We start from the raw sequence: 23,185 nt of genomic DNA on the forward strand, positions 1-23,185 counted from the left end.
GTCTTCAGGCCGCCTGTCCGGCGCGCTTCTTCTCGATCTGGCCGATCGCGTCGACCACCGCGTCGAAGGTCAGCATGGTGGAAGCGTGGCGCGCCTTATAGTCGCGCACCGGCTCCAGATATTTGAGGTCGGCGAAGCGGCCTTCCGGCGGCGCACCGTTTTCCTTCAGCATCTTCAGCATGGTTTCGCGCACGGCGCGCAATTCGGCGGCGCTGGCGCCGACCACATGCCGAGCCATGATCGAGGACGAAGCCTGGCCGAGCGCGCATGCCTTCACGTCATGGGCGAAATCGGTCACCACGTCGCCATCCATCTTGAGGTCAACGGTGACGGTCGAGCCGCACAATTTGGAATGCGCCCTGGCGGTCGCGTCGGGCTGATCGAGACGGCCGATACGCCCGATGTTTCCGGCGAAGCCGAGAATTTTCGCATTGTAGACGTCGTCGATCATATTTTTCCAATCCGTCGCCGCCCAGCGAACAGGCTTTGCCGCTCCCGCGTCTTCCTTTCGCTTTGCCGTAACCATATATAATGATGGCAGTCGGGCATCGACAAGGCGACGAAAAGCCATTGTCCTTGTCCATCTGTTCACGCCGCTTGCGGGATGGAAATGGGCGAATTTCACCCAAAAGGTCGTGGTCCGTTCAACTCGTCCCACCTCTGAGTGGGACTACGGGAGACGCCTTTATGGATGCCGTCATCAAGAAAATCATGCCTCCGTCCGACTATCTGGACAAGCCTGTCACCGACCGGCCGAGCGAAGCCGAGGTCGAGGCCGCCGTGCGCACGCTGTTGCGCTGGACCGGCGACAATCCGGACCGCGAAGGCCTGGTCGACACGCCCAAGCGTGTCACCAAAGCCTTCCGCGAAATGTTCAACGGTTACGACATGTGCCCGGCCGACGAGCTTGGCCGCACCTTCGAGGAAGTGGCCGGCTATGACGACCTCGTCATCGTCAAGGACATAAAGTTCCATTCGCATTGCGAGCACCACATGGTGCCGATCATCGGCAAGGCGCATGTCGGCTACCTGCCGGACGGCAAGGTCGTCGGCCTGTCGAAGATCGCGCGTGTCGTCGACATCTTCGCGCATCGCCTGCAGACGCAGGAAGCGATGACCGCCCAGATCGCCGGCGTCATCCAGGACGTGCTCAACCCGCGCGGCGTCGCCGTCATGCTCGAGGCCGAGCATATGTGCATGGCCATGCGCGGCATCCGCAAGCAGGGCTCGACCACGCTGACCTCGACCTTCACCGGCGTCTTCAAGGACGCCCCCGAGGAACAGGTCCGCTTCGTCACCATGGTGCGCGCGGGCGGCTGATTTGCCGGCCTTCGCCGGCCCGAACATATGAGGACCGGCGATGTCGGCAGTCGAATTCCCGAAAGCTCCTTCGGACAAGAAAGCGCTCGAGGAAGGCTCCGTCCTTTCGCCGCGCTTCGACGCCGCGGGCCTCGTCACCGTCGTCGTGACGGACGCCGGTGACGGCATGCTGCTGATGGTCGCGCATATGAATGCCGAGGCGCTCGCGCTTACGTTGGAGACCGGCATCGCCCATTACTGGTCGCGCTCGCGCAGCGCCCTGTGGAAGAAGGGCGAAACCTCGGGCAATTTCCAGCACGTCGTCGAGATGCGCACGGATTGTGACCAGGACGCGATATGGTTGCGCGTCAAAGTGTTGGGCCAGGACGCAACTTGTCACACCGGACGGCGTTCCTGCTTTTATCGGACGGTGGGGCTGAACGACGGCAGAGCGACGCTTGCCGACGACGGCAGCAGGCCGCTGTTCGATGCGGACAAGACGTATCGGAAGCCGGTGTGAACCATTCAATATTCACAAACCACTCAGATTCACTATTCTCAAATATCCTTTTGGTAGAAGGGGTATGGGACAAGGGAGATCATGATGCTCGAATGGGCGTCATTGCGCAGCAGATCTGACGTTCGGGAGGCCAATGGCCCCGCATCGTCCGGCGGCTTGCCCGATCCGAAGTCCGGCAGGCAAACCGGCATCTCGCTGGCGCTCGGCGGCGGATGCGCCCGCGGCTGGGCCCATATCGGCGTGCTGCGCGCGCTTGACGAGGCCGGCATCGAAGTGTCGATGATCGCCGGCACCTCGATCGGTGCCCTGGTGGGCGGCTGCTATCTTGCCGGCAAGCTCGACGAGTTGGAAGAATTCGCCAGAAGCCTGACCAAGCGGCGCATCTTCGGACTTCTCGACCTCAATCTGCGCGGCAGCGGCCTGTTCGGCGGCATGAAGCTCGACCAGCGCTTGCGCGAGCACCTCGACGGTGCCCGCTTCGAGGACCTGTCTAAGCCCTTCGTCGCGGTCGCCTCCGAAATCCGCACCGGCCACGAAATCTGGCTCTCGAGCGGCTCGCTCGTCACCGCCATGCGCGCCTCCTACGCGCTGCCGGGCGTCTTCGAGCCGGTGGCCTGCAACGGCCGCGTGCTGGTCGACGGCGCGCTGGTCAATCCGGTGCCGGTCTCGGTCTGCCGCGCCTACGAGCAGCCGCTGGTCGTGGCGGTGAACCTCCACTACGATCTGTTCGGGCGTGCGGCCGTCATCAAGCACAGCGCCGGCGAGTTGCTCGTCGAGAACGACGCGCCTCGCCCCGGCCAGATCAATTCCCAGTCGCATCAGACACGTCTCGGCATCACCGGCGTCATGGTCGAGGCCTTCAACATCATCCAGGACCGGATCTCGCGCGCCAGGCTGGCCGGCGATCCTCCGGATATGTCGCTGCAGCCGAAACTCAGCCATATCGGCCTGACGGAATTCCACCGCGCCGACGAGGCGATCACCCTCGGCTACCAGGCGACGAAGGCGCAGATCAGCGAGCTGACCCGGCTGCAATCCGTTCTGGTGTGACCCCGTTACGGCACCGCTTTAAGGTGTGTTGAGATTCAGGTCAGGCCGAGTCGAAAATGGTGGCTTCCGAGAACCGGAGCGGAGCGTACTTAAAGTACGTGAGCACCGGAAGCGCAGGAAGCCGCCATTTGCAGGCCGGCATCACCTGAATATCAGCACACCTCAAGCCAGGGCCGCATCGCTGATGCGAAACTGCACTGTGCGGTTGCCGTTCCAGTAATTGCCCGACAGCGAACCTGCGACGTGCACGGTTCTGCCCCGGTTCTTGAACAAGAATTCGCCGAGAGCGGTATCGACGGCGCGGAACGCTATGGCTTGGATGTTGCCGCCGCTTTGCGACTGCAGGTCCACCCGGATGTGGTTGGTGCCGATCGCGCGCGCGTCGGCCAGCCGATGCCGCGGCAGCACGAACACCGGCGCGATATGCCCGGCGCCGAACGGGCCGGCTTTCTCGAGCGCGTCGAGCAGCGCGATCGTGGCGCCCTCGGCGGCCAGGGCGCCATCGATCGCCAGGCTTTCCTCGTTCTGCAGCCGGAACACGTCCGCTGCGGCCCGCTCCTCGAAGAAGGCGCGCAGCTCGCCGAGCCTGGCGCGCTCGACGGTGATGCCGGCGGCCATCGCGTGGCCGCCGCCCTTGACGATCAGCCCGGCGGCGGCTGCCTCGCGCACCAGCCGGCCGAGATCGAAGCCGGTCACCGAACGGCCGGAGCCCGTGCCGATGCCGGTCGAATTGAAGGCGATGGCGAAGGCCGGCCGGCGCGCGTAATCCTTGAGCCGCGAGGCGATCAGCCCGACGATGCCCGGATGCCAGCTGTTGCTGGCCGTGACGATGACGGCGGGACCGTTGCCGCCGGCAAGCTCCGCATCGGCCTCGGCGCGCGCCTGCGCCAGCATCTCCTGCTCCATCTGCTGCCGTTCCTGATTCAGCCGGTCGAGCGTCTCAGCGATGCTTGCCGCCTCGACGGGATCGTCGGTGGCCAAGAGCCGGCTGCCGAGCGCGGCATCGCCGATGCGGCCGCCGGCATTGATGCGCGGCCCGATCAGGAAGGAGAGATGGAAGGTGTTGATCGGCTCGCCGATGCGCGAGACCCGCGCCAGCGCCGCCAGCCCCTCATTCTTCTGCTGGCGCAACACCTGCAGTCCCTTGACGACGAAGGCGCGGTTGACGCCCGTGAGCGGGACCACGTCGCAGACCGTCGCCAGGGCGACGAGGTCGAGCAGCGAAAGCAGGTCGACCGGCGCGGCGTTCGGCAGCCTTTCGCGCAGCACCTTGGCCGTCTGGACAAGACACAGGAAAACGACGCCGGCGGCGCAAAGATGTCCCTGCCCCGACAGGTCGTCCTCGCGATTGGGATTGACCACGGCCGCCGCCGGCGGCAGCGGGCCGCCGACCTGGTGATGGTCGAGCACCACGACGTCGGCGCCCGCTTCCCTCGCGGCCTCGATCGAGGCCGCGCTGTTGGTGCCGCAATCGACGGTGACGATCAGCTTTGCGCCGCGCGAGATCAGCTCCCGCATCGCCTCCGGATTGGGCCCATAGCCTTCGAAGATGCGGTCCGGGATATAGATTTCGGACGGCACGGAAAAATGCGTGAGGAAGCGTTTCAGGAGCGCCGATGAGGCGGCGCCGTCGACGTCATAGTCGCCGAAGATCGCCACCTTCTCACGCGCGACGATCGCGTCCGCCAGCCGCGCCGCCGCTTTCTCCATGTCGGTCAACGATGCGGGATTCGGCAGAAGCTCGCGGATGGTCGGATCGAGAAAGCGCCCGGTCTGTTCGACGCTGACGCCGCGCCCGGCGAGTACCCGCGCCACAATGTCCGGCACGCCGTGGCCCTGCGCGATGGCCAAGGCGGCCATGTCCTGTCGCTCGGTCAGCCGGTGTTCCCAGGAAACACCCGTCGCCGACTGCCTGACATCGAGGAAGAACCGTTTCTCGCCCGTCATGCGACGCGCCGTCTGCACATCATTGCTGCGCAGATATCAACATGCGACGCCGAGGGCAATTCGGCGCGGGCAAGCAATCCGGGGAAAAGTGTGGAAGGTTTTCCCAGGATTGCCGCGGTGACGCTCAAGCAGGAAGATCAGAACTTGTCCAAGTCCTGGTGGCGCGCCTTGATCTCGCGCACCGTTCGCGAGGACGAGCGCAGCACGATGGTGTGGGTAGTGATGAAGGTGCGGCCGAACTTGACGCCGTCGAGCAGATTGCCGTCGGTGACGCCGGTCGCCGCGAACAGCACGTCGCCGCGCGCCATGTCCTGCGCGCGGTAGACCCGCTTCGGATCGGAAATGCCCATCTTCTCGGCGCGCGCCAGCTTTTCCGGCGTGTCGAGGATCAGCCGGCCCTGCATCTGCCCCCCGGTGCAGCGCAGCGCAGCCGCCGCCAGCACGCCCTCGGGAGCGCCGCCGGTGCCGAGATAGATATCGATGCCGGTCTCGTCCGGATCGGTGGTGTGGATGACGCCCGCGACATCGCCGTCGCCGATCAGCCGGATCGCGGCGCCCGTGGCGCGCACGGCGTCGATCAGCTTGGCGTGACGCGGCCGATCGAGGATGCATGCGGTGATGTCGGAAACCGCCACGCCCTTGGCCTTGGCCAGATTGGCGAGGTTCTCCGCCGGCGAGGCGTCGATATCGATCAAGCCCTCAGCATAGCCGGGGCCGATGGCGATCTTGTCCATGTAGACGTCGGGCGCGAAGAGCAGGCTGCCCTTTTCCGCAATCGCGATGACGGCAAGCGCGTTGGGCAGGTTCTTGGCGCAGATCGTCGTGCCCTCGAGCGGATCGAGCGCGATGTCGACGGCCGGGCCTTTGCCGGTGCCGACCTCCTCGCCGATATAGAGCATCGGCGCCTCGTCGCGCTCGCCCTCGCCGATCACCACCGTGCCCTTGATGGCGAGGCGATTGAGTTCCTGGCGCATGGCATCGACCGCCACCTGATCGGCGGCCTTCTCGTCGCCGCGTCCGCGCAGCCTGGCGGCCGCAACGGCGGCCCGCTCGGTCACGCGCACGACTTCCATCGTAAGAATCCGGTCGAGACCAGCGGCGATGTTCTGGGCGATGTTCATGGATGGGCATTCCTCGTTGTCTGTTTGCGTCGAGCAATCCCAGAACGGTTGAGCGCCGGAATTGCTCCGCCTCCCGCCAGAGGCGGGCTTCTTCTGGCAAAGCTCCATGACAACGGCAAGACTTGGCCCGTCATTTTTCGAAATGACAGCAAAATCAATCGATTGAAGACGAAATCGAACCTAGCTTATTCCGCCCGCTCGATGCGGATCACCTGCGGCTTGTCAGTCAGATGGCCATCCTTGGTGATGCCTTCGACGGCTTTCCGCACCGCGGCTTCCGTGGTCTCGTGCGTGACGAGGATCACCGTCTTCTGCGCTTGGGCTTCCGCGCTGGCCGCCTGCTGGACGATCGATTCCAGCGAGATGTCGTTGTCGGCCATACGCTTGGCGATGGCCGCGAAGACGCCGGTGCGGTCATGCACGGTCAGCCGGATGAAATAGCCGCCGGCATGGCTGCGCATCCGCGCCTTCTTATAGGGTTTCAGCTCCTTCGCCGGCCAGCCGAACACCGGAGCGTGCTGGAAGCCGGGTCGGCTTTTGGCGATATCGGCGATGTCGCCGATCACCGCCGACGCCGTGGCGTTGCCACCGGCGCCGGGACCGGAAAGCAGGAGCTCGCCCAGGATATCGGTCTCGATCGCCACCGCGTTGGTCACGCCATGCACCTGCGCGATGACCGAAGCCGTCGGCACCATGGTCGGGTGCACGCGCTGCTCGATGCCGCTGTCGGTGCGCTGGGCAACGCCGAGCAGCTTGATACGGTACCCAAGATCGGCCGCGGCGCGGATATCGGCCTGGGTGATGTTGGAGATGCCTTCCATATAGATGTCGTTGGCGGCGATCTTCGTCCCAAACGCAAGGCTGGTCAGGATCGACAATTTATGCGCCGTGTCGTGACCTTCGATGTCGAAAGTCGGATCTGCCTCGGCATAGCCCAGCCGCTGCGCGTCCTTCAGGCACGCGTCGAAGGAAATGCCCTCGGCCTCCATCCGGGTCAGGATGTAGTTGCAGGTGCCGTTGAGGATGCCGAAGACACGCGTCACGGCGTTGCCGGCCATCGCCTCGCGCATAGTCTTGATAACCGGGATGCCGCCGGCCACCGCCGCCTCGTAGTTGAGCAGCACGCCCTTCTTCTCGGCGATCTCGGCAAGCGCCACGCCATGCTTGGCAAGCAGCGCCTTGTTGGCGGTGACGACGTGGCGCCCGGCCTCGAGCGCAGCCTTCACCGAGAGCCGCGCCGGTCCCTCGTCGCCGCCGATCAACTCGACGAAGACATCGATGTCCGCCTTTTCGGCGAGCTTGACCGGATCGTCGAACCACTTCGCGGCGCTGAGATCGACGCCGCGGTCGCGCTTCGGGTCGCGCGCAGAAACGGCCGTCACGACGATGTCGCGGCCGCACTGGCGGGTGAGCTCGCCCGCCTTGTCGCGCAGCACGCGCGCCACCGAGGCGCCGACCGTGCCAAGGCCGGCAATTCCAACACGCAACGCTTCAGCCATGTCCGGCGACGCCCCTCAAATTCAACAAATGTCCGGCTAATTCAGCGACGGGCGGCGAGCGGCACCACATTGTTGGGCTGCTTGGCGGTGGTCGCGAGGAATTTCTTGATGTTGCGCGCCGCCTGGCGGATGCGGTGCTCGTTCTCGACCAGGGCAACGCGCACATAGTCGTCGCCATGCTCGCCGAAGCCGATGCCCGGCGCCACCGCGACATCCGCATGCTCGATGAGCAGCTTGGAGAATTCCAACGAGCCGAGCTGGCGGAACTGCTCGGGGATGGGCGCCCAGGCGAACATCGAGGCGGCGGGCGCGGGAATGGTCCAGCCGGCGCGGCTGAAGGAATCGACCATCACGTCGCGCCGCTTGTGGTAGACCTCGCGCACCTCCTCGATGTCGGCGCCGTCGCCGTTCAGCGCATGCGCCGCCGCCACCTGGATCGGCGTGAAGGCGCCGTAATCGAGATAGGACTTCACCCGCGTCAGCGCCGAAATCAGCCGCTCGTTGCCGACCGCGAAGCCCATGCGCCAGCCGGGCATCGAAAAGGTCTTCGACATCGAGGTGAACTCGACGCAGACGTCGATCGCGCCTGGAACCTGCAGCACCGAGGGCGGCGGGTTGCCGTCGAAATAGATCTCCGAATAGGCAAGATCCGACAGGATGATGATGTCGTTCTTCTTCGCGAAGGCGACCACGTCCTTGTAGAAATCGAGCGAGGCGACCAGCGCCGTCGGGTTAGACGGATAATTGAGGATCAGCGCCAGCGGCTTCGGGATCGAGTGTCGGATGCCGCGCTCGACCGCCGGAATGAAGCCGTCATCGGGCTCGACCTGCAGCGAGCGGATGACGCCGCCCGACATGATGAAGCCGAAGGCGTGGATCGGATAGGTCGGGTTCGGGCAAAGGATGACGTCGCCGGGCGCGGTGATCGCCTGCGCCATGTTGGCGAAGCCCTCCTTGGAGCCGAGCGTGGCCACAACTTGCGTGTCGGGGTTGAGCTTCACGCCGAAGCGGCGGGCATAGTAATTGGCTTGCGCCCGCCTCAGGCCCGGAATGCCGCGCGAGGACGAATAGCGATGCGTGCGCGGATCGCGCACCACTTCGCACAATTTGTCGACAATGGCTTTCGGCGTCGGCAGGTCCGGATTGCCCATTCCAAGGTCGATGATGTCGGCACCGCGCGAACGGGCGCTGGCCTTCAGCCGGTTGACCTGTTCGAACACGTAAGGCGGAAGCCGGCGAACCTTGTGAAATTCTTCCATTTCAGTTCCAGACGATCGATGGGGGCGCTTTCGGCGCGCGATATAAACCTAATTGCAGTTAGGGTCGAGGGTCGGGTCGCATTTGCCCTCGATCTGCTTCAGCGTGTCGTCGCCATGCGTCTTGGCAAGCGTCTTCAGCGCCGCGGAATTCGTCGGCGCCTCGACGCTGCCGCCCTTGGCGAGCTGCGCCTGCTGCTCGGCCTTCAGCTGGGCGAGGTTCGCCGCGGTCTCCTCCTTGGTGAACTGCTTGGCCGCCACCTGCGGCGGAACATTGAGGTTGGGATAGGACCCGGTGTCTCTCGGGCCTTCGGTCAGGGCCGTCGGCGCCGCGGCGTTGTTCGGGCTGGTGCTCGTGCAGCCGCCGGCGGGCAACAGCACGCCAACCAGCCCTGCCAGGGCGGCCATTCGGCAAATCGAACCCGGCCCGAGAAAAAAAGTCCCGCCAACATTAATCGTCATATTGTTTTCCTGGCAGCCGGGTTACAGCGAATTGGACCCGGTCAGATGTCCCATGGTAATATGTCAAGAAAACGCCCCGGGAGGAACCCCGCGAACCATGTCCAAAGCTCCCGATTCGGACAAAGCGGAAAATGGCGGACCTTCGGCCATCGAGCAATATCTGGTGAAGGATCCCGAGCGTTTTGCCCTGAACATGGCCCGCATGATCGAGCAGGCCGGCAAGGCGGCATCCGCCTGGACCGAACCGCGCGAAAAGGGTGAGGTGCGCGATCATGTCGCCGAACCCGTCGTCGACATGGTCAAGACGTTCTCCAAGCTCTCAGAGTACTGGCTTGGCGACCCGCAACGCGCGCTCGAAGCGCAGACGCGGCTCTTCGCCGGCTATATGACGGTCTGGGCGAACGCCATCCAGAAGGTCAACCCCAACGCCGAGGCGCCGCAGGACGCGGTTCAGCCCGAGCGCGGCGACAAGCGCTTCCAGGATCCGGAATGGGGCCGCAACGCCTTCTTCGACTTCCTGAAGCAGGCCTATCTCGTCACCTCGCGCTGGGCGAGCGAGCTCGTCGAGCATGCCGAGGGCCTGGACGAGCACACCCGCCACAAGGCGAGCTTCTACGTCAAGCAGGTGTCGAACGCGATCGCGCCGTCGAACTTCATCCTGACCAATCCGGAGCTGTTCCGCGAAACGGTCGCCTCGAACGGCGAGAACCTGGTGCGCGGAATGAAGATGCTGGCCGAGGACATCGCCGCCGGCCGTGGCGATCTGAAGCTGCGCCAGGCCGACTACACGCCCTTCGAAATCGGCAAGAACATAGCCACAACGCCCGGCAAGGTCATCGGCCGCAGCGATGTCGCCGAGATCATCCAGTATGACCCGGTGACGGAAACCGTGCTGAAGCGGCCGTTGCTGATCTGCCCGCCATGGATCAACAAATTCTACATCCTCGACCTCAACCCGCAGAAATCCTTCATCCGCTGGGCAGTCGAGCAGGGCCACACGGTCTTCGTCATCTCCTGGATCAATCCGGACGAGCGCCACGGCGCCAAGGGCTGGGAGGCCTATATCCGCGAAGGCCTGCAATACGGCCTCGACATGGTGGAGAAGGCGACCGGCGAAAAGGAGGTCAACGCGATCGGCTATTGCGTCGGCGGCACACTCCTGGCTGCGGCGCTGGCGCTGCTGGCACAGGAAGGCGACCATCGCATCAGATCGGCCACCTTCTTCACCACCCAGGTCGACTTCACCTATGCCGGCGACCTCAAGGTCTTCGTCGACGAGGACCAGGTCGCCGCCGTGGAGCGCTCGATGAGCGAGAAGGGCTATCTCGAAGGCACCAAGATGGCGACCGCCTTCAACATGCTGCGCTCGGGCGACCTGATCTGGCCCTATGTCATCAACAACTACATGCGCGGCAAGGAACCCCTGCCCTTCGACCTGCTCTACTGGAATTCCGATTCCACGCGCATGGCGGCCGCCAACCATTCCTTCTACCTGCGCAACTGCTATCTCGAGAACAATCTCTCGCGCGGCGCGATGGAGCTTGCCGGCCGCACGGTGTCACTGGCCGACGTCACGATCCCCGTCTACAACCTCGCCACGAAAGAGGACCACATTGCGCCGGCGCTTTCGGTGTTCCTGGGATCGCGGTTTTTCGGCGGTGACGTCGAATATGTGATGGCGGGTTCCGGCCATATCGCCGGCGTCGTCAACCCGCCTGCCGCCAAGAAGTACCAGTACTGGACCGGCGGCAAGCCGGTGGGCGACTTCAACGCGTGGCTTGCGGCCGCGCACGAGCATCAAGGCTCCTGGTGGACGCATTGGCAGCACTGGATCGAGAACCAGGACAACATCCGCGTGCCTGCCCGCAAACCCGGCAAGCATATGAAAATCTTGGGAGATGCGCCGGGCACCTATGTCAAGGTGCGTGTGTAACGGACTGTAATGTCTGGTGAGTTGACGGGCCGCCAAAACAGGGCGAAATGGTGGCGTCAATCGTTCGGCGGCCTCAAATCACCTTCCGACGCAGAATAATTCCGAGGCTTGCAGATTCGACACATATCCCGTTTCCGGTTGGGAACAGGAGGGTTATCGCGGCGCGGTGCTGGAGTGGCGCGGCGATGGCGAACCGACCGGATACTGAGGGGGAATTTATTTTGAAATCAGCAGGTTGGCGTCTCGCACGAGGGGAAAGCCGCAGCATCGCGGCAGCGCTTTTCTCCGTGCTTCTGGCCTCCTGCACCTCGACCGGCGACCCGACGATGTCGGTCGTTTCGCCTGCCTATAATTCAACCGCCACCGAATTGAGCGCGACATCCGGCGCCAAGACCGCGACCGCGGCCGATTCGTCGCTGCAGGCATCGGCAGCCCCCGAAGCCGGATCGACCGTGATGAGCGAGGGCGATACGCCCTTGCCCGAGAAGGTCGCCTATGTGCCGGAGACACGGCCGCAAGCAGCCTTCCCGGCCGTAGCCGTGCCGGCGGGCGCCAATGCGATTGCCGGCAGCACGCCGCAACCGCTGGTTCAGCAGGCGCAGACGGCGGAACAGACGCAAACCGTCGCCCAGCAGGTCGCCGCCGGCGATGCCGCCGCCATTGCCTCGAAGGCGCAGGCAACCACGCAGGCCATGAGCAACGGCGTCTATGTAACCGCGAGCGAGCCGGCGCAGCCGCAGATCGCCGCCCCGAAGAAGAGCCTGTTCGCCTCGCTGTTCAGCACCACGCCGGCCTCGGCAGCACCCGCCCCCCTGATCAACAATGCGCGTTCCGGCGACCAGATAGCGGCGCAGGCCAAGACCGCGACCGCCGCGCCGGCTCCCGCCAAGCCGCCAGCCCCTGCCAAGCCCATAGTCGAGCTGGCCTCGGCGACGCCGGCCGCGAAACCGGTGCAACTCGCCTCGCTCGACGACCCGAGCTATCACATCACCGGCGCCGATGCCCTTCCCGGCGTACGCCAGACCGCGCTGTTCGAGATCAAGCGCAAGTCCGGCATCGACGACGAGAGCGACGTCGACCTCAACGAGGACGAGGGCGGCGGCTCCTACCAGGTGGCCTCGGCCGCCGGTATGGCCAGGCTCGCGCCCAACGGCCTTTTGAGGCAAAACGAAAGCGTCGACGTCGCCTGCCTGAAACCATCGCTGGTGCGGGTGCTGAAGACGATCGAGGGCCATTTCGGCCGCAAGATGATCGTCACCTCCGGCTACCGCGATCCCTCGCGCAACCGCCGCGCCAACGGCGCCAAGAACTCGCTGCACATGTACTGCGCCGCCGCCGATATCCAGGTGCCCGGCGTGTCGAAGTGGGAGCTGGCCAACTATGTCCGCACGATGCCGGGCCGCGGCGGCGTCGGCACCTACTGCCACACCGAATCCGTCCATGTCGACGTCGGCCCCGAGCGCGACTGGAACTGGCGCTGCCGTCGCCGCAGCGGCGGTGGCGAGGACGGCTGAACCCGTCTGCCCTTCGGCCGCATCCGCAACACGGTTTCGCGCCGGAAGTCACGTGTTTCACCGCGCCGTGAAAAAAGTTGTCGCATCTGGCTGCGGATGGGTTGCCGGTTGCCAACAACGCAATTATAAGCCGCTTCGTCTGAGCGCGCCCATCGTCTAGCGGTTAGGACACCGCCCTTTCACGGCGGTAACAGGGGTTCGATTCCCCTTGGGCGTACCAGACTTGTCTCCCTTGAACAGTGGCTAGTCCGGCCCCCCCGTCGTCCCCGAGCCGAAACGCGTCATTAACGGCGTTATTGGGTGACGCATGGTGGCAACGATCAGACGGTGTAGAGTTCCCCTCGCCAAGGAGGCGCGGATGAACCTGCTTCGGACAGTTCTCTTGTGCGCAGCAATGACCGGCCTGGCCGGGCTGCGGCCCGGCTTCGCCGAGGATCAGCCTGCCCAGCCGAACGGCGAAGCGGCGCAGCCGCCCGTTCACTGCCAAGGGCAGAATTGCCTGCCGCCGAAGGACGATCCTGCCCTGGAGTGCAAAGGACAGGATTGCACGCCGGCCCCGGCGACCGACCAGCCGACCGGCCCGGAGATCAAGAAGGTCAAGTGAGAGGCGGCGCGCTGTGGCGAACGGCATGCCGTTGCTCAAGCCAGCGCGTTGACGATTAGCAAAGGCAGCGGCCACCCAGCAGAGAGAAACGGCGGCCTCCGATCAATCCGGAACCATCGGCGCCGGCTCTTCGCAACGATAGACCATGCAGCGACCATCACTGGTCGGGACATAGTCGACCATCGGCACGTAGGGAGCATCGCACTCATTGCCGAATTGGCGGACATAGCGTTCATACGTGTTCGCCCCCGTGGTCAGCACCACCGCGTGCCGGCTCTGGATCAGCGCCTGGGTCTGCGCGCAGGTCATCTTGCGTGTGTCGGGCCGAGCATTGGCGAAATTTGTGGCGGCAGCGATTATCGCTGCCACGCAAAACGCAATCTTGCCTATGGGCATGGTGCATCCTCGCAAAGCATCGTAAATTCGCACTTGGCGACGCCGCTCCGCAACGGCTGCGCGGTCACGATGCAGCGAGCAAAGACTTGAAAAGCAGGTGAACCGCCTCGCCAAAAGCCTGAATTGCCCGACGTCAGGCCGTTGCGAACACCACCGTCTGCAGCAACCCTCCCGCTGTCCGGTTCTCCAGCGTGATCGTCCCGCCATAGCGTTCGATGATCTCCTTCGCGATCGCCAGCCCCAGCCCCGCGCCCGGAATGAATTGCGTGCGCGCCGGATCGACCCGGAAGAACGGCTCGAAGGCCTTGTTCAAGAGATCCGGCGGGATGCCGGGGCCGCGGTCGGCGATGGTGAGGACCGCCTGGCTGCCCCGCCCCGCAAGCGCGACGGCGCAGCTCTTGCCATGCGTGGCGGCGTTGACGATCAGGTTGCGCAGCGCCCGGCGCAAGCCAAGCGCGCCGGCCTTGACCGAAAGATGATCGAGATGGTCGATCGTCACCGCATAGCCGAGCAAGACCATCTCGACCTCGATATCGCGGACCAGCCTGTCCAGCTCCACCGGCTCGACCGCGTCCTGGTTGACCTCCTCGCGCACCAGGCGGATGGCGCTGTCGGCGATACGATCGAGCTCGTCGAGATCGCTCAGCCATTTCTCGCGATCCTCCTCGAGGAACTCGGCACGGAGCCGCATCCTGGTCATCGGCGTCCTGAGATCGTGGCCGGCGGCGGCCACCAGCCGCATGCGGCTTTCCATCGCCGCCCTCAGCCTTGCCGAGAGCTCGTTGAGCGCATGGGCGGTCGCCCTCACCTCGGCTGAGCCCTTTTCCGGCAAGGTCGCCAGCACCCCGTCCGATCCGATCTTGCTGACGGCGGCTTCGAGCATTTCTAGCGGCCGAACCAGCACGCCGGTGAAGTAGATCGACACCGGGGTCGCGCCGAGCACGATCAGCACCATCCAGCCCGCCAGCCCGTACCAGACGTCGCGCGGCGGGCCGAAATCAGGCACGTCGACGACCATCCAGCGATGATCGGGCAGCTCCACGGAAGCAACCATTCCCGGCCTGCCGGCATTGCGGCTGACCACGGCTGAAACATTCAGCCCGTTGTGGCGCAGGATCTCGTTGAGCACCTTTGTGTGCTTGCGGTCCTCGAAGCCGTCAGCCGGGCGATCCTTCACGATGACGGGTGCATCGCTAGAATTCGGCGCATGGCCGGGAACCAGTTGCACCATGTACTGGATCTGGCGGGCGAGCGGCCCCATGACCAGTTCCGGCGACGGCCCGCCGAGCACCTTGACCGCGACGAAGGTGGCGAGCCCGACGACGCCGAGGATCGACACGACCAGAAGGACAATCAGCCGCCGGCGCAGCGAGGTCATGCCCCGGTCTCCGTCGTCTCGACGCGCGCGGTCAGCTGATAGCCGCCATTGCGCACCGTCTTGAACAGCGACGCCTCGCCCGCTTCGGCAAACTTCTTGCGCAGCCGGCTCACCAGCACGTCGACGGAGCGCTCCAGCGGGTCGCGCTCGCGCCCTTGAGTCAGGTCAAGCAACTGGTCGCGCGACAAAAGCCGCCCCGGCCGATCGAGAAAGACCTGCAGCAGATCGAACTCGGCGCCGGTAAGGTCGATCGGCGCGCCGTCGGCATTCGTCACCTTACGCGTGTCGGGCTCCAGCCGGTAACCGGCGAAGTGATAGACGCGAACCTTGGGCGGCGCGGCTTCGTCCGGCGCCGAACGCCTGAGCACCGCCCGGATACGGGCCGAAAGCTCGCGCGGATTGAACGGCTTGCCGAGATAGTCGTCGGCGCCGAGCTCCAGCCCGATGATGCGGTCGACATCCTCCTTCAGCGCCGTCAGCAGGATGACGGGGATGTGCGGCTTGCGGTCCCGCAGGCTCCGGCAGATGTCGAGGCCGGAGCCGTCCGGCAGCATGACGTCGAGCACGATGAGGTCGAACTGGCCCGAGCCGAGCTTCTGCTCGCATTCGCGCCGGTCGGCCGCCACCGACACGCGAAAACCCTGCCCGTCGAGATAGCGCCCGAGCAGCGTCCTGATCTCGCGGTCGTCGTCGACGACAAGGATGTGGGATTGTGCCTGCATTCTTAGCCCGCTTGCCTGTTTGTTGGCGATTATAGGGAGCGACGCCGCCAGGCGGCATGGAAAAATTGCAACGGAACGTTTCCGCGAAGCCGCTGGAAACATTCGGAAACAAATCTCCTTTTTCCGGAAACCTTCGGCAATGCGCCGAAGCAATGCGGCAAAAGAGGCTTCCTATCCTCCCGGCATCCGAAGCATGCAGGAAAGGATCATGTCATGCGAAGCAGACTTCTGGCGCTTGGCCTCTTCTCGGTCGCGGCTATCCACCCCGTGCTCGCCGCGCAGCCAGAGCCCGGCGCAGCCCCCGGGGACGAACCGCCGGCAATCGGGCGGCAGGACGGCGCGGGTGCCGACTCCGGCCCCGGCCCGATGCCGTGGCACGGCCAGCGTTGGACGATGCGGCACGGCCCCGAGGACTTCGGTCCGCGCCGCATGGGTCCGCCGCCGGAATTCCTTGCCGCCCGGCTCGCCGCGCTCGAAACCCGGATCGGCATCCGCTCGGAGCAGCTCGACGCGTGGCGCGACTACACCAGCGCGCTGCAGGCTGTGCTGGCGCCGCCGCCGCGGCCGGATTTCGGCCAGGCCGGCCGCGGTCCGGACGATGCCGCCGGCGGCAAGCCGGATCAGGCCAAGCGCGACCCCTTCGCCTTCCAGGAAAAGCTGGCCGACGAGGTGACCAGGCGCGCTGCCTCGGCCGCCAAGCTCAAGGACGCCATCACCGTGCTGCGGGCCAAGCTGACGCCCGAGCAGCTCGAGATACTCGCTTCGGCGGATCGGCCGCACGGCCCGCCCCCCGGTCCATGGGGTGGTCCGCCGGACGCAGCCGGCCCCGGAGGTCTGCCTGATCACGGCGGGCAGCTCCCTCCACCCCTACCCCGGAGTGGCGAGCAACTCTGACCGGCCGCGCCGGCCGGCCCCCCTGACCCACCCGTTCAAGGGCCGGCCGGGTTCCGATCAACGCAGCGTGGCGGACGGCTTCGCGAGGCGACTGGAGAGCACCATGTGGGAAGCTCTGATGATGCTGCGCCTGATCGCATCCGCAGCTCCGAGCTTCACAGCCTGGCGCCGAGATCCGCAATCGGCCCTCGTGCCGCGCACGCTCAGGGGCGCGATCCGGCTTAGCTTCGACGGATATCGCCTCTCGCTTCCCATCTCGCCGCCAAACTCTGAAAAACATGCACGGAAAATCGCATGACCCGGCTTCTTCATGGAAACCATCTATCTGGTCGACGGTTCGGAAGGCGCGCACCTGCGGTCGGCAGGGGCACTTGGTTTATTCTCGAGGATCGGCATACTGACGCCGGTGGGCATCGCGGCCGCTCGTTTGACCTCTTTCGTTGAACGATCCCGGAAGCGGAAAAGGAGCGCGACATGAACCGCTTCGGCACATCGCTAAACACCCAGGCGCGGCACTCCGTCGCCGCACGCTTTTCGTGCAGGTGCCCGGCGCCAGATGGCTCCGCAGTGCGCCTGCATCAGCCATCCGGCTGCCACAGCAACTCCAGCGAAAGATGATCCGGGCCATGCGCATTCCGTCCAGCCAGCCTTCCTTGCCGACGCGCCGTAAGGCGGTCTTCGCGTTGTCGTGCGCTGCCCTGCTGCTAGCGGCCTGCTCGCAGGAAAAGAGCCAGGTTCCGGCCGGAATGGGCGGCGTCGGGCGGCCCGAGGTCGGCGTCGTCACGCTGCATCCGCAATCGGTTGCGATCACCGCCGAGCTGCCGGGCCGCACCGCGGCCTCCCTTATCGCCGAGGTGCGCCCGCAGGTCGACGGCATCATCCAGCAGCGCCTGTTCCAGGAGGGCGCCGAGGTGGTGGCGGGACAGCCGCTCTACCTGATCGATCCGGCGAGCTATCAGGCCGCATATGACAGCGCCGTCGCCGCGCAGCAGAAGGCGGAAGCCGCGGTGCCCACCGCGCAGGCGAAGTTCGACCGCTATTCCGGGCTGCTGAAGCAGAATGTGGTCTCCAAGCAGGATTACGACGATGCCGCCGCGACGCTGGCGCAGGCCCAGGCCGATGTCGCGTCGGCCAAGGCCAGCGTCGAGACAGCGAAGATCAGCCTCAACCGCACCTCGATCACCGCGCCGATCGCCGGCCGTATCGACAAATCGACATTGACGCCGGGCGCGCTGGTCACGGCCAACCAGGAAACGGTGCTGACCACCATTCGCTCGCTCGACCCGATCAATGTTGACGTCACGCAGTCCAGCACCAACCTGCTCAATCTGCGCCAGGCGATCAACGAAGGCCGGCTGAAGTTCAGCGGGGCCAATGTCAGCGTCAAGCTGAAGCTCGACAACGGCACCATCTACGCGCAGAACGGCAAGCTGGAATTTGCCGGCGCCAATGTCGACCAGTCGACCGGCACCTTCGCGCTCAGAGCCCAGTTCCCCAACCCCGACCGGCTGCTCCTGCCCGGCATGTATGTGCGCGCCATCGTCGAGGAAGGCGTCGCGCAAAACAGCTTCCTGGTGCCGCAGCGCGGCGTCACCCGCGACCCCAAGGGCCAGGCGACGGCCATGGTGGTCAATGCCCAGGGCAAGGTCGAGCAGCGAACGCTGAGCGTGCGCAACAGCGTCGGCAACAATTGGCTGGTGGATTCCGGCGTCGGCGACGGCGACCGCGTCATCGTCGAGGGTCTGCAGCTGGTGCGTGCCGGAGGCGACGCGACGCCGGTCGAAGTGACGATCGACGAAACGACCGGCGAGATCAAGGACCGCGAGCAGAGCTCCGCCTCGGCAGCGCCAGCCGGCGGCAATGCCGCCGGCTCCGCAAAGCAGCCCGCCTCTGGCGCAACTGGGAACTGAGCGATGTCGGCATTCTTCATCAACCGGCCGATCTTCGCCTGGGTGATCGCCATCGTGATCATGCTGGGCGGGCTGCTGGCGCTGCAAACGCTGCCGATCTCGCAATATCCGCAGATCGCTCCCACCACCGTCAACATCAGCGCCAACTATCCTGGCGCCGATGCCCAGACCGTCGAGAACTCGGTGACCAAGGTCATCGAGCAGGGCATGACCGGCATCGACAATCTCGATTACATGACCGCGACCTCGACCTCGACCGGCCAAGCCTCGATCACGCTGACCTTCACCAGCGCCGCCAATCCCGACACCGCCCAGGTGCAGACGCAGAACAAGCTGCAGTTGGTTCAGTCGCAACTGCCGCAGGTCGTCCAGAGCAACGGCATTACCGTCTCCAAATCCTCGACCGGCTTCCTGATGGTCATCGGCTTCGTCTCCGCCGACGGCAAGATGAACTCGACCGATCTCGCCGACTATGTCGACGCAACCGTCAACGACACGCTGAAGCGCGTCGAAGGCGTGGGTTCCACGCAGCTCTTCGGCTCCGGCTATGCGATGCGCATCTGGCTCGATCCCGACAAACTGGCGCAATACGCGCTGATGCCGAGCGATGTCGCCGCCGCGATCCAGGCGCAGAACACGCAGGTTTCGGCCGGCCAGCTCGGCGGACTGCCGGCGCGCAAGGGCCAGCAACTCAACGCCACGGTGACAGCCAAGAGCCGGCTGCAAACCGCCGAGCAGTTCCGCAACATCATCCTCAAGAGCAACACCGACGGCTCGCTGGTGCGCCTCAACGATGTCGCCAAGGTCGAGATCGGCGCCGAAAGCTACACCACGCAAGCCCATTACAACGGCAAGCCGGCCGCGGGTGTCGCCGTCAACCTGGCGACCGGCGCCAACGCCATCAGCACCGCCGAGGCGGTGCGCGCGACCATCAACCGCCTGAGCTCGACCTTCCCGCAGGGCGTCGAGGTCGTCTACCCGTACGACACCTCGCCCTTCGTTCGCCTGTCTATCGAAGAAGTGGTGAAGACGCTCGCCGAAGCGATCGTGCTGGTGTTCCTGGTGATGCTGCTTTTCCTGCAGAACCTGCGCGCCACCATCATCCCGACGATCGCCGTGCCGGTGGTGCTGCTCGGCACATTCGGCGTGCTCTCCTTCTTCGGCTATTCCATCAACACGCTCACCATGTTCGCCATGGTTCTAGCCATCGGCCTGCTCGTCGACGACGCCATCGTCGTGGTCGAGAATGTCGAGCGCGTCATGCATGAGGAGGGCCTGCCGCCGAAAGAAGCGACGCGCAAATCGATGAACGAGATCACCGGCGCGCTGATCGGCATCGCCACCGTGCTGTCGGCCGTGTTCGTGCCGATGGCCTTCTTCGGCGGCTCCACCGGCATCATCTACCGGCAATTCTCGGTCACCATCGTCTCGGCCATGGTGCTCTCGGTGCTGGTGGCACTCGTTCTGACGCCGGCGCTCTGCGCCACCATCCTGCGCGCCCCAAAGGACCACGCGACGCAAAGAGGCCCGTTCGGCTGGTTCAACCGCCTCTTCGACCGCGGCACGATCGCCTATCGCGACGGCTCGCACGGCATCATCAACCGGTCGTGGCGATTCCTTGCCGTGTTCCTGGCGATCGTCATCGCCATGGGCTGGATGTTCGCCCGCCTGCCGAGCTCGTTCCTGCCCGACGAGGATCAGGGCATCCTGATCACCAGCGCCTCGCTGCCGGTCGGCGCGACGCAGGACCGCACCGAGCGCGTGCTCGCCAAGGTGACCGACCACTATCTCAACGAAGAGAAGGATGCGGTCGAAGGCGTGTTCACCGCTTCCGGCTTCGGCTTTGGCGGCGCCGGACAGAATGTCGGCATCGCCTTCGTGCGGCTGAAGGATTTCGACCAGCGCAAGACACCGGCCCTGGCAGCACGAGCGGTGGCCGGCCGCGCCATGGGCGCCTTCTCCAGGATCAGGGACGCGCAGGTCTTCGCGCTCGCCCCGCCCGCAATCCAGGGTTTCGGCAACACCAACGGCTTCGATTTCTACCTGCAGGACGTCAATGGCGCCGGCCATGAGGCGCTGATCCAGACGCGCAACCAGCTGCTCGGTCTTGCCGCGAAGAGCCCGCTGCTCGCCAACACCCGGCCCAACGGCCAGGAGGACCAGCCGCAATTCTCGGTCGACATCGACCAGGAGAAGGCCAGCGCGCTGGGTATCAGCCTCGCCGACATCAACAACACGCTGTCGACCGCCTGGGGCAGCGACTACGTCAACGACTTCATCGATCGCGGACGGGTCAAGCCTGTCTATCTGCAGTCGGACCCGGATTTCCGCATGCAGCCGGAGGATCTCGACAAATGGCAGGTCCGCAATTCCGGCGGCGCCATGGTGCCGTTCTCGGCCTTCGCCTCCAGCCACTGGACCTACGGCTCGCCCCGCCTCGAACGTTACAACGGCTCGGCTGCGGTCGAGATCCAGGGTGCCGCGGCCGCGGGTCAAAGCTCCGGCGCGGCCATGGACGAGATCGACAGGCTGGTCGCGCAACTGCCCGCCGGATATTCGCATGAATGGACCGGGCTGTCGCACCAGGAGCGGCTTTCCGGCAACCAGGCGATGTCGCTCTACGCGATTTCGGCACTGGTCGTGTTCCTCTGCCTCGCAGCGCTCTATGAAAGCTGGTCGATCCCGTTCGCCGTCATGCTGTCGGTGCCGATCGGCATCTTCGGCGCGCTGGCGGCGGCCACTCTCTTCGGTCAGACCAACGACGTCTATTTCAAGGTCGGTCTGCTGACCACGATCGGTCTGGCTGCCAAGAACGCCATCCTCATCGTCGAGTTCGCCATCGAGCGGCAGTCGGCCGGAATGGGGCTGGTCGAAGCGACGCTGGAAGCGGCGCGGCAACGCCTGCGACCGATCTTGATGACGTCGCTTGCCTTCATCCTTGGCGTCACGCCGCTTGCAATTGCCAGCGGCGCGGGCTCCGGCGCGCAGAACTCGGTCGGCATCGGCGTCATGGGCGGCATGATCGCGGCGACGGTAATTGGCGTGTTCTTGGTGCCGCTATTGTTCGTCACGGTGCGCCGCATCTTCAAAGGCAGGGCAGCCAAGCCGGATACGGGCGGGACACAAGCCACAGCCACTCCGGAATAAAGGTTTCTCTCAAATGTTTGATTTTGAACGCGGTCTCGCGGCCGCGAAGGGGCTCTTTTTGCCCGCGTTTGCCGCCGCCCTGCTCTCGGGATGCGTCGTCGGTCCGGACTACCAGAAGCCTTCGCTGGCGATGCCGGCAAGCTGGGGGCAGACGACGGCGAAACCGGCAAAGCCGGCGCAACTGTCGAAATGGTGGCAACGCCTCCGCGACCCCGAACTGAACGCGCTTGTGGACGAAGCGGTCGCCGGCAATCTCGATGTGGCAAGCGCCAAGGCTAAGATCCGCGAGGCGCGGGCGAGCTACCGCCAGTCGGTCGGCGCGTTGCTCCCCTCCGCCGACGGTTCGGCCTCGGCTACCCGCAACAGGGTCTCGGCTACCACCGCCGGCACCACAGCCAGCGAAACCTATAGCCAGTATCAGGCTGGCTTCGATTCCAGTTGGGAACTCGACCTCTTCGGCGCCAACCGCAGAGCCGTCGAGGCGGCGAGCTATGGGCTGGACGCTTCCGAAGAGGAACTGCGTTCGACCCTTCTCACGCTGGTTGGCGATGTGACCTCAAACTACGTCCAGGCGCGCGGCTACCAGGCCCGCATCGCGCTTGCCCGGCGCTCCGCCGCATCGCAACGGCAGACTGCCCAACTCACCCGCACCATGGCCTTGGCCGGCTCGGCGACCGCGGCCGATGTCGCCAAGGCGGAAGGACAGGCCAGCAGCACGGAAGCCGGCGTTCCGAGCCTGGAAGCGAGCTATGCCGAGGCCGTGCATCGCCTTTCGGTGCTGACCGGGCGGCCGCCGGCGACACTCACGGAGCGCTTGAAGCGCCCGAGGCCCATCCCTGCGCCGCGCCTTCCGATCCCGACCGGTATCCCTGCCGACATCCTGCTCACCCGCCCGGACGTGCGCATGGCCGAGCGGCAATATGCGCAGTCCACCGCCAAGATCGGCCAGGCCGAGGCGGCGCGCTATCCGAGCGTCAGCCTGACCGGCGACATCAGCACCACGTCTCTCAAGCTCGGCGATCTCGGCAAGAACTCCACCATCGGCTGGTCCTTCGGACCGACGCTCAGCGTGCCGTTGTTCAATGGCGACCAGTTGCAGGCGTCCGTCGACGTCGCCAAAGCCCAGCGCGACCAGTATTTCGTCACCTACAAGGCCGCCGTGCTGGCCGCGCTGGAAGACGTGGAAAACGCCACCGTTTCGCTGTCGCAGGAGCGCATCAGGAATGGCAAGCTCGCCTCCTCCGCGAAGTCCTATGGCGATGCCGCGCGGCTTGAAAGAACGCTCTACAAGGCTGGCGAGACCAGCCTTCTCGACGTGCTTGATGCCGAGCGGTCGGCCTATTCCGCCGACGATTCCGCCCTGCAAAGCCGCGTCTCGATCGCCACCGACTACATTGCCCTCAACAAGGCGCTTGGCGGCGGCTGGGACGGCGCGATCGACACCGCCAGGCCAGAAATCATCGATGTCGGCATCGGGCCGCGACTGGCATCGAAGGACCAGTGAGACAAGGTGCATGATGTCTATCCGCCTGT

The 23,185-nt window shown here is 65.2% G+C and carries 20 protein-coding genes and 1 tRNA gene; 12 read left to right on the top strand and 9 right to left on the bottom strand.

Annotated elements, in window-relative coordinates; all coding sequences use genetic code 11:
- Nucleotides 1-4: 4 nt before the first annotated feature.
- Nucleotides 5-451 (bottom strand): iron-sulfur cluster assembly scaffold protein, encoded by a 447-nt coding sequence (locus MJ8_RS19260; RefSeq protein WP_201410374.1) that lies wholly within the window; start codon nucleotides 449-451, stop codon nucleotides 5-7.
- A 236-nt stretch (nucleotides 452-687) separates the two neighbouring features.
- On the opposite strand from MJ8_RS19260, the gene folE reads away from it, so the two are divergent.
- The 3 genes from folE to MJ8_RS19275 all read left to right on the top strand — a co-directional run bounded on the left by folE (nucleotide 688) and on the right by MJ8_RS19275 (nucleotide 2,869).
- A complete protein-coding gene (folE, locus tag MJ8_RS19265; RefSeq protein ID WP_201410375.1) occupies nucleotides 688-1,320 on the top strand; it encodes a GTP cyclohydrolase I FolE in 633 nt (210 codons plus the stop codon).
- Between the two features lie 40 nt (nucleotides 1,321-1,360).
- Nucleotides 1,361-1,819 carry a phosphoribosyl-AMP cyclohydrolase gene (gene hisI / locus MJ8_RS19270; RefSeq protein ID WP_201410376.1) on the top strand — a complete coding sequence of 153 codons (459 nt, stop codon included), beginning with the start codon at nucleotides 1,361-1,363 and terminating at the stop codon, nucleotides 1,817-1,819.
- Between the two features lie 84 nt (nucleotides 1,820-1,903).
- Complete coding sequence (locus MJ8_RS19275) at nucleotides 1,904-2,869, top strand: patatin family protein (protein ID WP_201415493.1); 966 nt, start codon at nucleotides 1,904-1,906, stop codon at nucleotides 2,867-2,869.
- A gap of 162 nt (nucleotides 2,870-3,031) precedes the next feature.
- Here the strand turns inward: MJ8_RS19275 and recJ are convergent, their stop codons facing one another.
- The 5 genes from recJ to MJ8_RS19300 form a co-directional block, all read right to left on the bottom strand.
- Nucleotides 3,032-4,816 (bottom strand): single-stranded-DNA-specific exonuclease RecJ, encoded by a 1,785-nt coding sequence (gene recJ, locus MJ8_RS19280; RefSeq protein ID WP_201410377.1) that lies wholly within the window; start codon nucleotides 4,814-4,816, stop codon nucleotides 3,032-3,034.
- A 137-nt stretch (nucleotides 4,817-4,953) separates the two neighbouring features.
- A complete protein-coding gene (gene glpX, locus MJ8_RS19285; protein ID WP_201410378.1) occupies nucleotides 4,954-5,937 on the bottom strand; it encodes a class II fructose-bisphosphatase in 984 nt (327 codons plus the stop codon).
- A gap of 185 nt (nucleotides 5,938-6,122) precedes the next feature.
- On the bottom strand, nucleotides 6,123-7,436 hold the full coding sequence (locus tag MJ8_RS19290) for a homoserine dehydrogenase (RefSeq protein ID WP_201410379.1): 1,314 nt from the start codon (nucleotides 7,434-7,436) through the stop codon (nucleotides 6,123-6,125).
- Nucleotides 7,437-7,477: 41 nt separating this feature from the next.
- Nucleotides 7,478-8,695 carry an LL-diaminopimelate aminotransferase gene (locus MJ8_RS19295; RefSeq protein ID WP_201410380.1) on the bottom strand — a complete coding sequence of 406 codons (1,218 nt, stop codon included), beginning with the start codon at nucleotides 8,693-8,695 and terminating at the stop codon, nucleotides 7,478-7,480.
- A 48-nt stretch (nucleotides 8,696-8,743) separates the two neighbouring features.
- Nucleotides 8,744-9,100 carry a hypothetical protein gene (locus MJ8_RS19300; protein WP_225247961.1) on the bottom strand — a complete coding sequence of 119 codons (357 nt, stop codon included), beginning with the start codon at nucleotides 9,098-9,100 and terminating at the stop codon, nucleotides 8,744-8,746.
- A 151-nt stretch (nucleotides 9,101-9,251) separates the two neighbouring features.
- Between MJ8_RS19300 and phaC the strand changes: the two genes are divergently transcribed.
- The 4 genes from phaC (at nucleotide 9,252) to MJ8_RS19320 (ending at nucleotide 13,205) form a co-directional block, all read left to right on the top strand.
- Nucleotides 9,252-11,087, top strand: coding sequence for a class I poly(R)-hydroxyalkanoic acid synthase (gene phaC, locus MJ8_RS19305; protein ID WP_201410382.1), 1,836 nt, complete (start codon nucleotides 9,252-9,254; stop codon nucleotides 11,085-11,087).
- 326 nt (nucleotides 11,088-11,413) lie between these two features.
- Nucleotides 11,414-12,601: a YcbK family protein gene (locus MJ8_RS19310; protein WP_225248319.1), complete on the top strand. Its 1,188-nt coding sequence runs from the start codon at nucleotides 11,414-11,416 to the stop codon at nucleotides 12,599-12,601.
- Nucleotides 12,602-12,746: 145 nt separating this feature from the next.
- Nucleotides 12,747-12,821 (top strand) — tRNA-Glu (locus tag MJ8_RS19315).
- Nucleotides 12,822-12,959: 138 nt separating this feature from the next.
- Nucleotides 12,960-13,205, top strand: a complete 246-nt coding sequence (locus MJ8_RS19320) for a hypothetical protein (protein WP_201410384.1) — start codon at nucleotides 12,960-12,962, stop codon at nucleotides 13,203-13,205.
- A gap of 102 nt (nucleotides 13,206-13,307) precedes the next feature.
- Here the strand turns inward: MJ8_RS19320 and MJ8_RS19325 are convergent, their stop codons facing one another.
- The 3 genes from MJ8_RS19325 to MJ8_RS19335 form a co-directional block, all read right to left on the bottom strand.
- Complete coding sequence (locus tag MJ8_RS19325) at nucleotides 13,308-13,601, bottom strand: hypothetical protein (RefSeq protein WP_201410385.1); 294 nt, start codon at nucleotides 13,599-13,601, stop codon at nucleotides 13,308-13,310.
- A gap of 133 nt (nucleotides 13,602-13,734) precedes the next feature.
- On the bottom strand, nucleotides 13,735-14,979 hold the full coding sequence (locus MJ8_RS19330) for an ATP-binding protein (protein WP_201410386.1): 1,245 nt from the start codon (nucleotides 14,977-14,979) through the stop codon (nucleotides 13,735-13,737).
- Nucleotides 14,976-15,701 (bottom strand): response regulator, encoded by a 726-nt coding sequence (locus tag MJ8_RS19335; RefSeq protein ID WP_201410387.1) that lies wholly within the window; start codon nucleotides 15,699-15,701, stop codon nucleotides 14,976-14,978. The genes MJ8_RS19330 and MJ8_RS19335 overlap by 4 nt, the downstream gene beginning before the upstream one ends.
- 213 nt (nucleotides 15,702-15,914) lie before the next feature.
- Here MJ8_RS19335 and MJ8_RS19340 point away from each other — a divergent pair, with 213 nt between their 5' ends.
- The 5 genes from MJ8_RS19340 (at nucleotide 15,915) to MJ8_RS19360 (ending at nucleotide 23,156) form a co-directional block, all read left to right on the top strand.
- Entirely contained in the window at nucleotides 15,915-16,595 is a 681-nt protein-coding gene (locus MJ8_RS19340) for a hypothetical protein (RefSeq protein ID WP_201410388.1), read from the top strand.
- Between the two features lie 103 nt (nucleotides 16,596-16,698).
- A complete protein-coding gene (locus MJ8_RS19345; RefSeq protein WP_201410389.1) occupies nucleotides 16,699-16,893 on the top strand; it encodes a hypothetical protein in 195 nt (64 codons plus the stop codon).
- A 328-nt stretch (nucleotides 16,894-17,221) separates the two neighbouring features.
- Nucleotides 17,222-18,505 carry an efflux RND transporter periplasmic adaptor subunit gene (locus MJ8_RS19350; RefSeq protein ID WP_201410390.1) on the top strand — a complete coding sequence of 428 codons (1,284 nt, stop codon included), beginning with the start codon at nucleotides 17,222-17,224 and terminating at the stop codon, nucleotides 18,503-18,505.
- Nucleotides 18,506-18,508: 3 nt separating this feature from the next.
- A complete protein-coding gene (locus MJ8_RS19355; RefSeq protein ID WP_201410391.1) occupies nucleotides 18,509-21,652 on the top strand; it encodes an efflux RND transporter permease subunit in 3,144 nt (1,047 codons plus the stop codon).
- A gap of 13 nt (nucleotides 21,653-21,665) precedes the next feature.
- Entirely contained in the window at nucleotides 21,666-23,156 is a 1,491-nt protein-coding gene (locus tag MJ8_RS19360) for an efflux transporter outer membrane subunit (RefSeq protein ID WP_201410392.1), read from the top strand.
- Nucleotides 23,157-23,185: the final 29 nt, after the last annotated feature.

This window comes from Mesorhizobium sp. J8 (assembly GCF_016591715.1).
GTDB lineage: Bacteria > Pseudomonadota > Alphaproteobacteria > Rhizobiales > Rhizobiaceae > Mesorhizobium.

Bases quoted from the DNA above. Each gene is read 5' to 3' on its own strand.
- MJ8_RS19355 (WP_201410391.1), top strand. From the start codon at position 18,509: ATGTCGGCATTCTTCATCAACCGGCCGATCTTCGCCTGGGTGATCGCC.
- MJ8_RS19345 (WP_201410389.1), top strand. From the start codon at position 16,699: ATGTGGGAAGCTCTGATGATGCTGCGCCTGATCGCATCCGCAGCTCCG.
- MJ8_RS19335 (WP_201410387.1), bottom strand. From the start codon at position 15,701: ATGCAGGCACAATCCCACATCCTTGTCGTCGACGACGACCGCGAGATC.
- MJ8_RS19300 (WP_225247961.1), bottom strand. From the start codon at position 9,100: ATGGCCGCCCTGGCAGGGCTGGTTGGCGTGCTGTTGCCCGCCGGCGGC.
- recJ (WP_201410377.1), bottom strand. From the start codon at position 4,816: ATGACGGGCGAGAAACGGTTCTTCCTCGATGTCAGGCAGTCGGCGACG.
- MJ8_RS19275 (WP_201415493.1), top strand. From the start codon at position 1,904: ATGCTCGAATGGGCGTCATTGCGCAGCAGATCTGACGTTCGGGAGGCC.
- MJ8_RS19325 (WP_201410385.1), bottom strand. From the start codon at position 13,601: ATGCCCATAGGCAAGATTGCGTTTTGCGTGGCAGCGATAATCGCTGCC.
- MJ8_RS19320 (WP_201410384.1), top strand. From the start codon at position 12,960: ATGAACCTGCTTCGGACAGTTCTCTTGTGCGCAGCAATGACCGGCCTG.
- folE (WP_201410375.1), top strand. From the start codon at position 688: ATGGATGCCGTCATCAAGAAAATCATGCCTCCGTCCGACTATCTGGAC.
- hisI (WP_201410376.1), top strand. From the start codon at position 1,361: ATGTCGGCAGTCGAATTCCCGAAAGCTCCTTCGGACAAGAAAGCGCTC.
- MJ8_RS19350 (WP_201410390.1), top strand. From the start codon at position 17,222: ATGCGCATTCCGTCCAGCCAGCCTTCCTTGCCGACGCGCCGTAAGGCG.
- glpX (WP_201410378.1), bottom strand. From the start codon at position 5,937: ATGAACATCGCCCAGAACATCGCCGCTGGTCTCGACCGGATTCTTACG.
- MJ8_RS19290 (WP_201410379.1), bottom strand. From the start codon at position 7,436: ATGGCTGAAGCGTTGCGTGTTGGAATTGCCGGCCTTGGCACGGTCGGC.
- MJ8_RS19340 (WP_201410388.1), top strand. From the start codon at position 15,915: ATGCGAAGCAGACTTCTGGCGCTTGGCCTCTTCTCGGTCGCGGCTATC.
- phaC (WP_201410382.1), top strand. From the start codon at position 9,252: ATGTCCAAAGCTCCCGATTCGGACAAAGCGGAAAATGGCGGACCTTCG.
- MJ8_RS19260 (WP_201410374.1), bottom strand. From the start codon at position 451: ATGATCGACGACGTCTACAATGCGAAAATTCTCGGCTTCGCCGGAAAC.
- MJ8_RS19360 (WP_201410392.1), top strand. From the start codon at position 21,666: ATGTTTGATTTTGAACGCGGTCTCGCGGCCGCGAAGGGGCTCTTTTTG.
- MJ8_RS19310 (WP_225248319.1), top strand. From the start codon at position 11,414: ATGTCGGTCGTTTCGCCTGCCTATAATTCAACCGCCACCGAATTGAGC.
- MJ8_RS19295 (WP_201410380.1), bottom strand. From the start codon at position 8,695: ATGGAAGAATTTCACAAGGTTCGCCGGCTTCCGCCTTACGTGTTCGAA.
- MJ8_RS19330 (WP_201410386.1), bottom strand. From the start codon at position 14,979: ATGACCTCGCTGCGCCGGCGGCTGATTGTCCTTCTGGTCGTGTCGATC.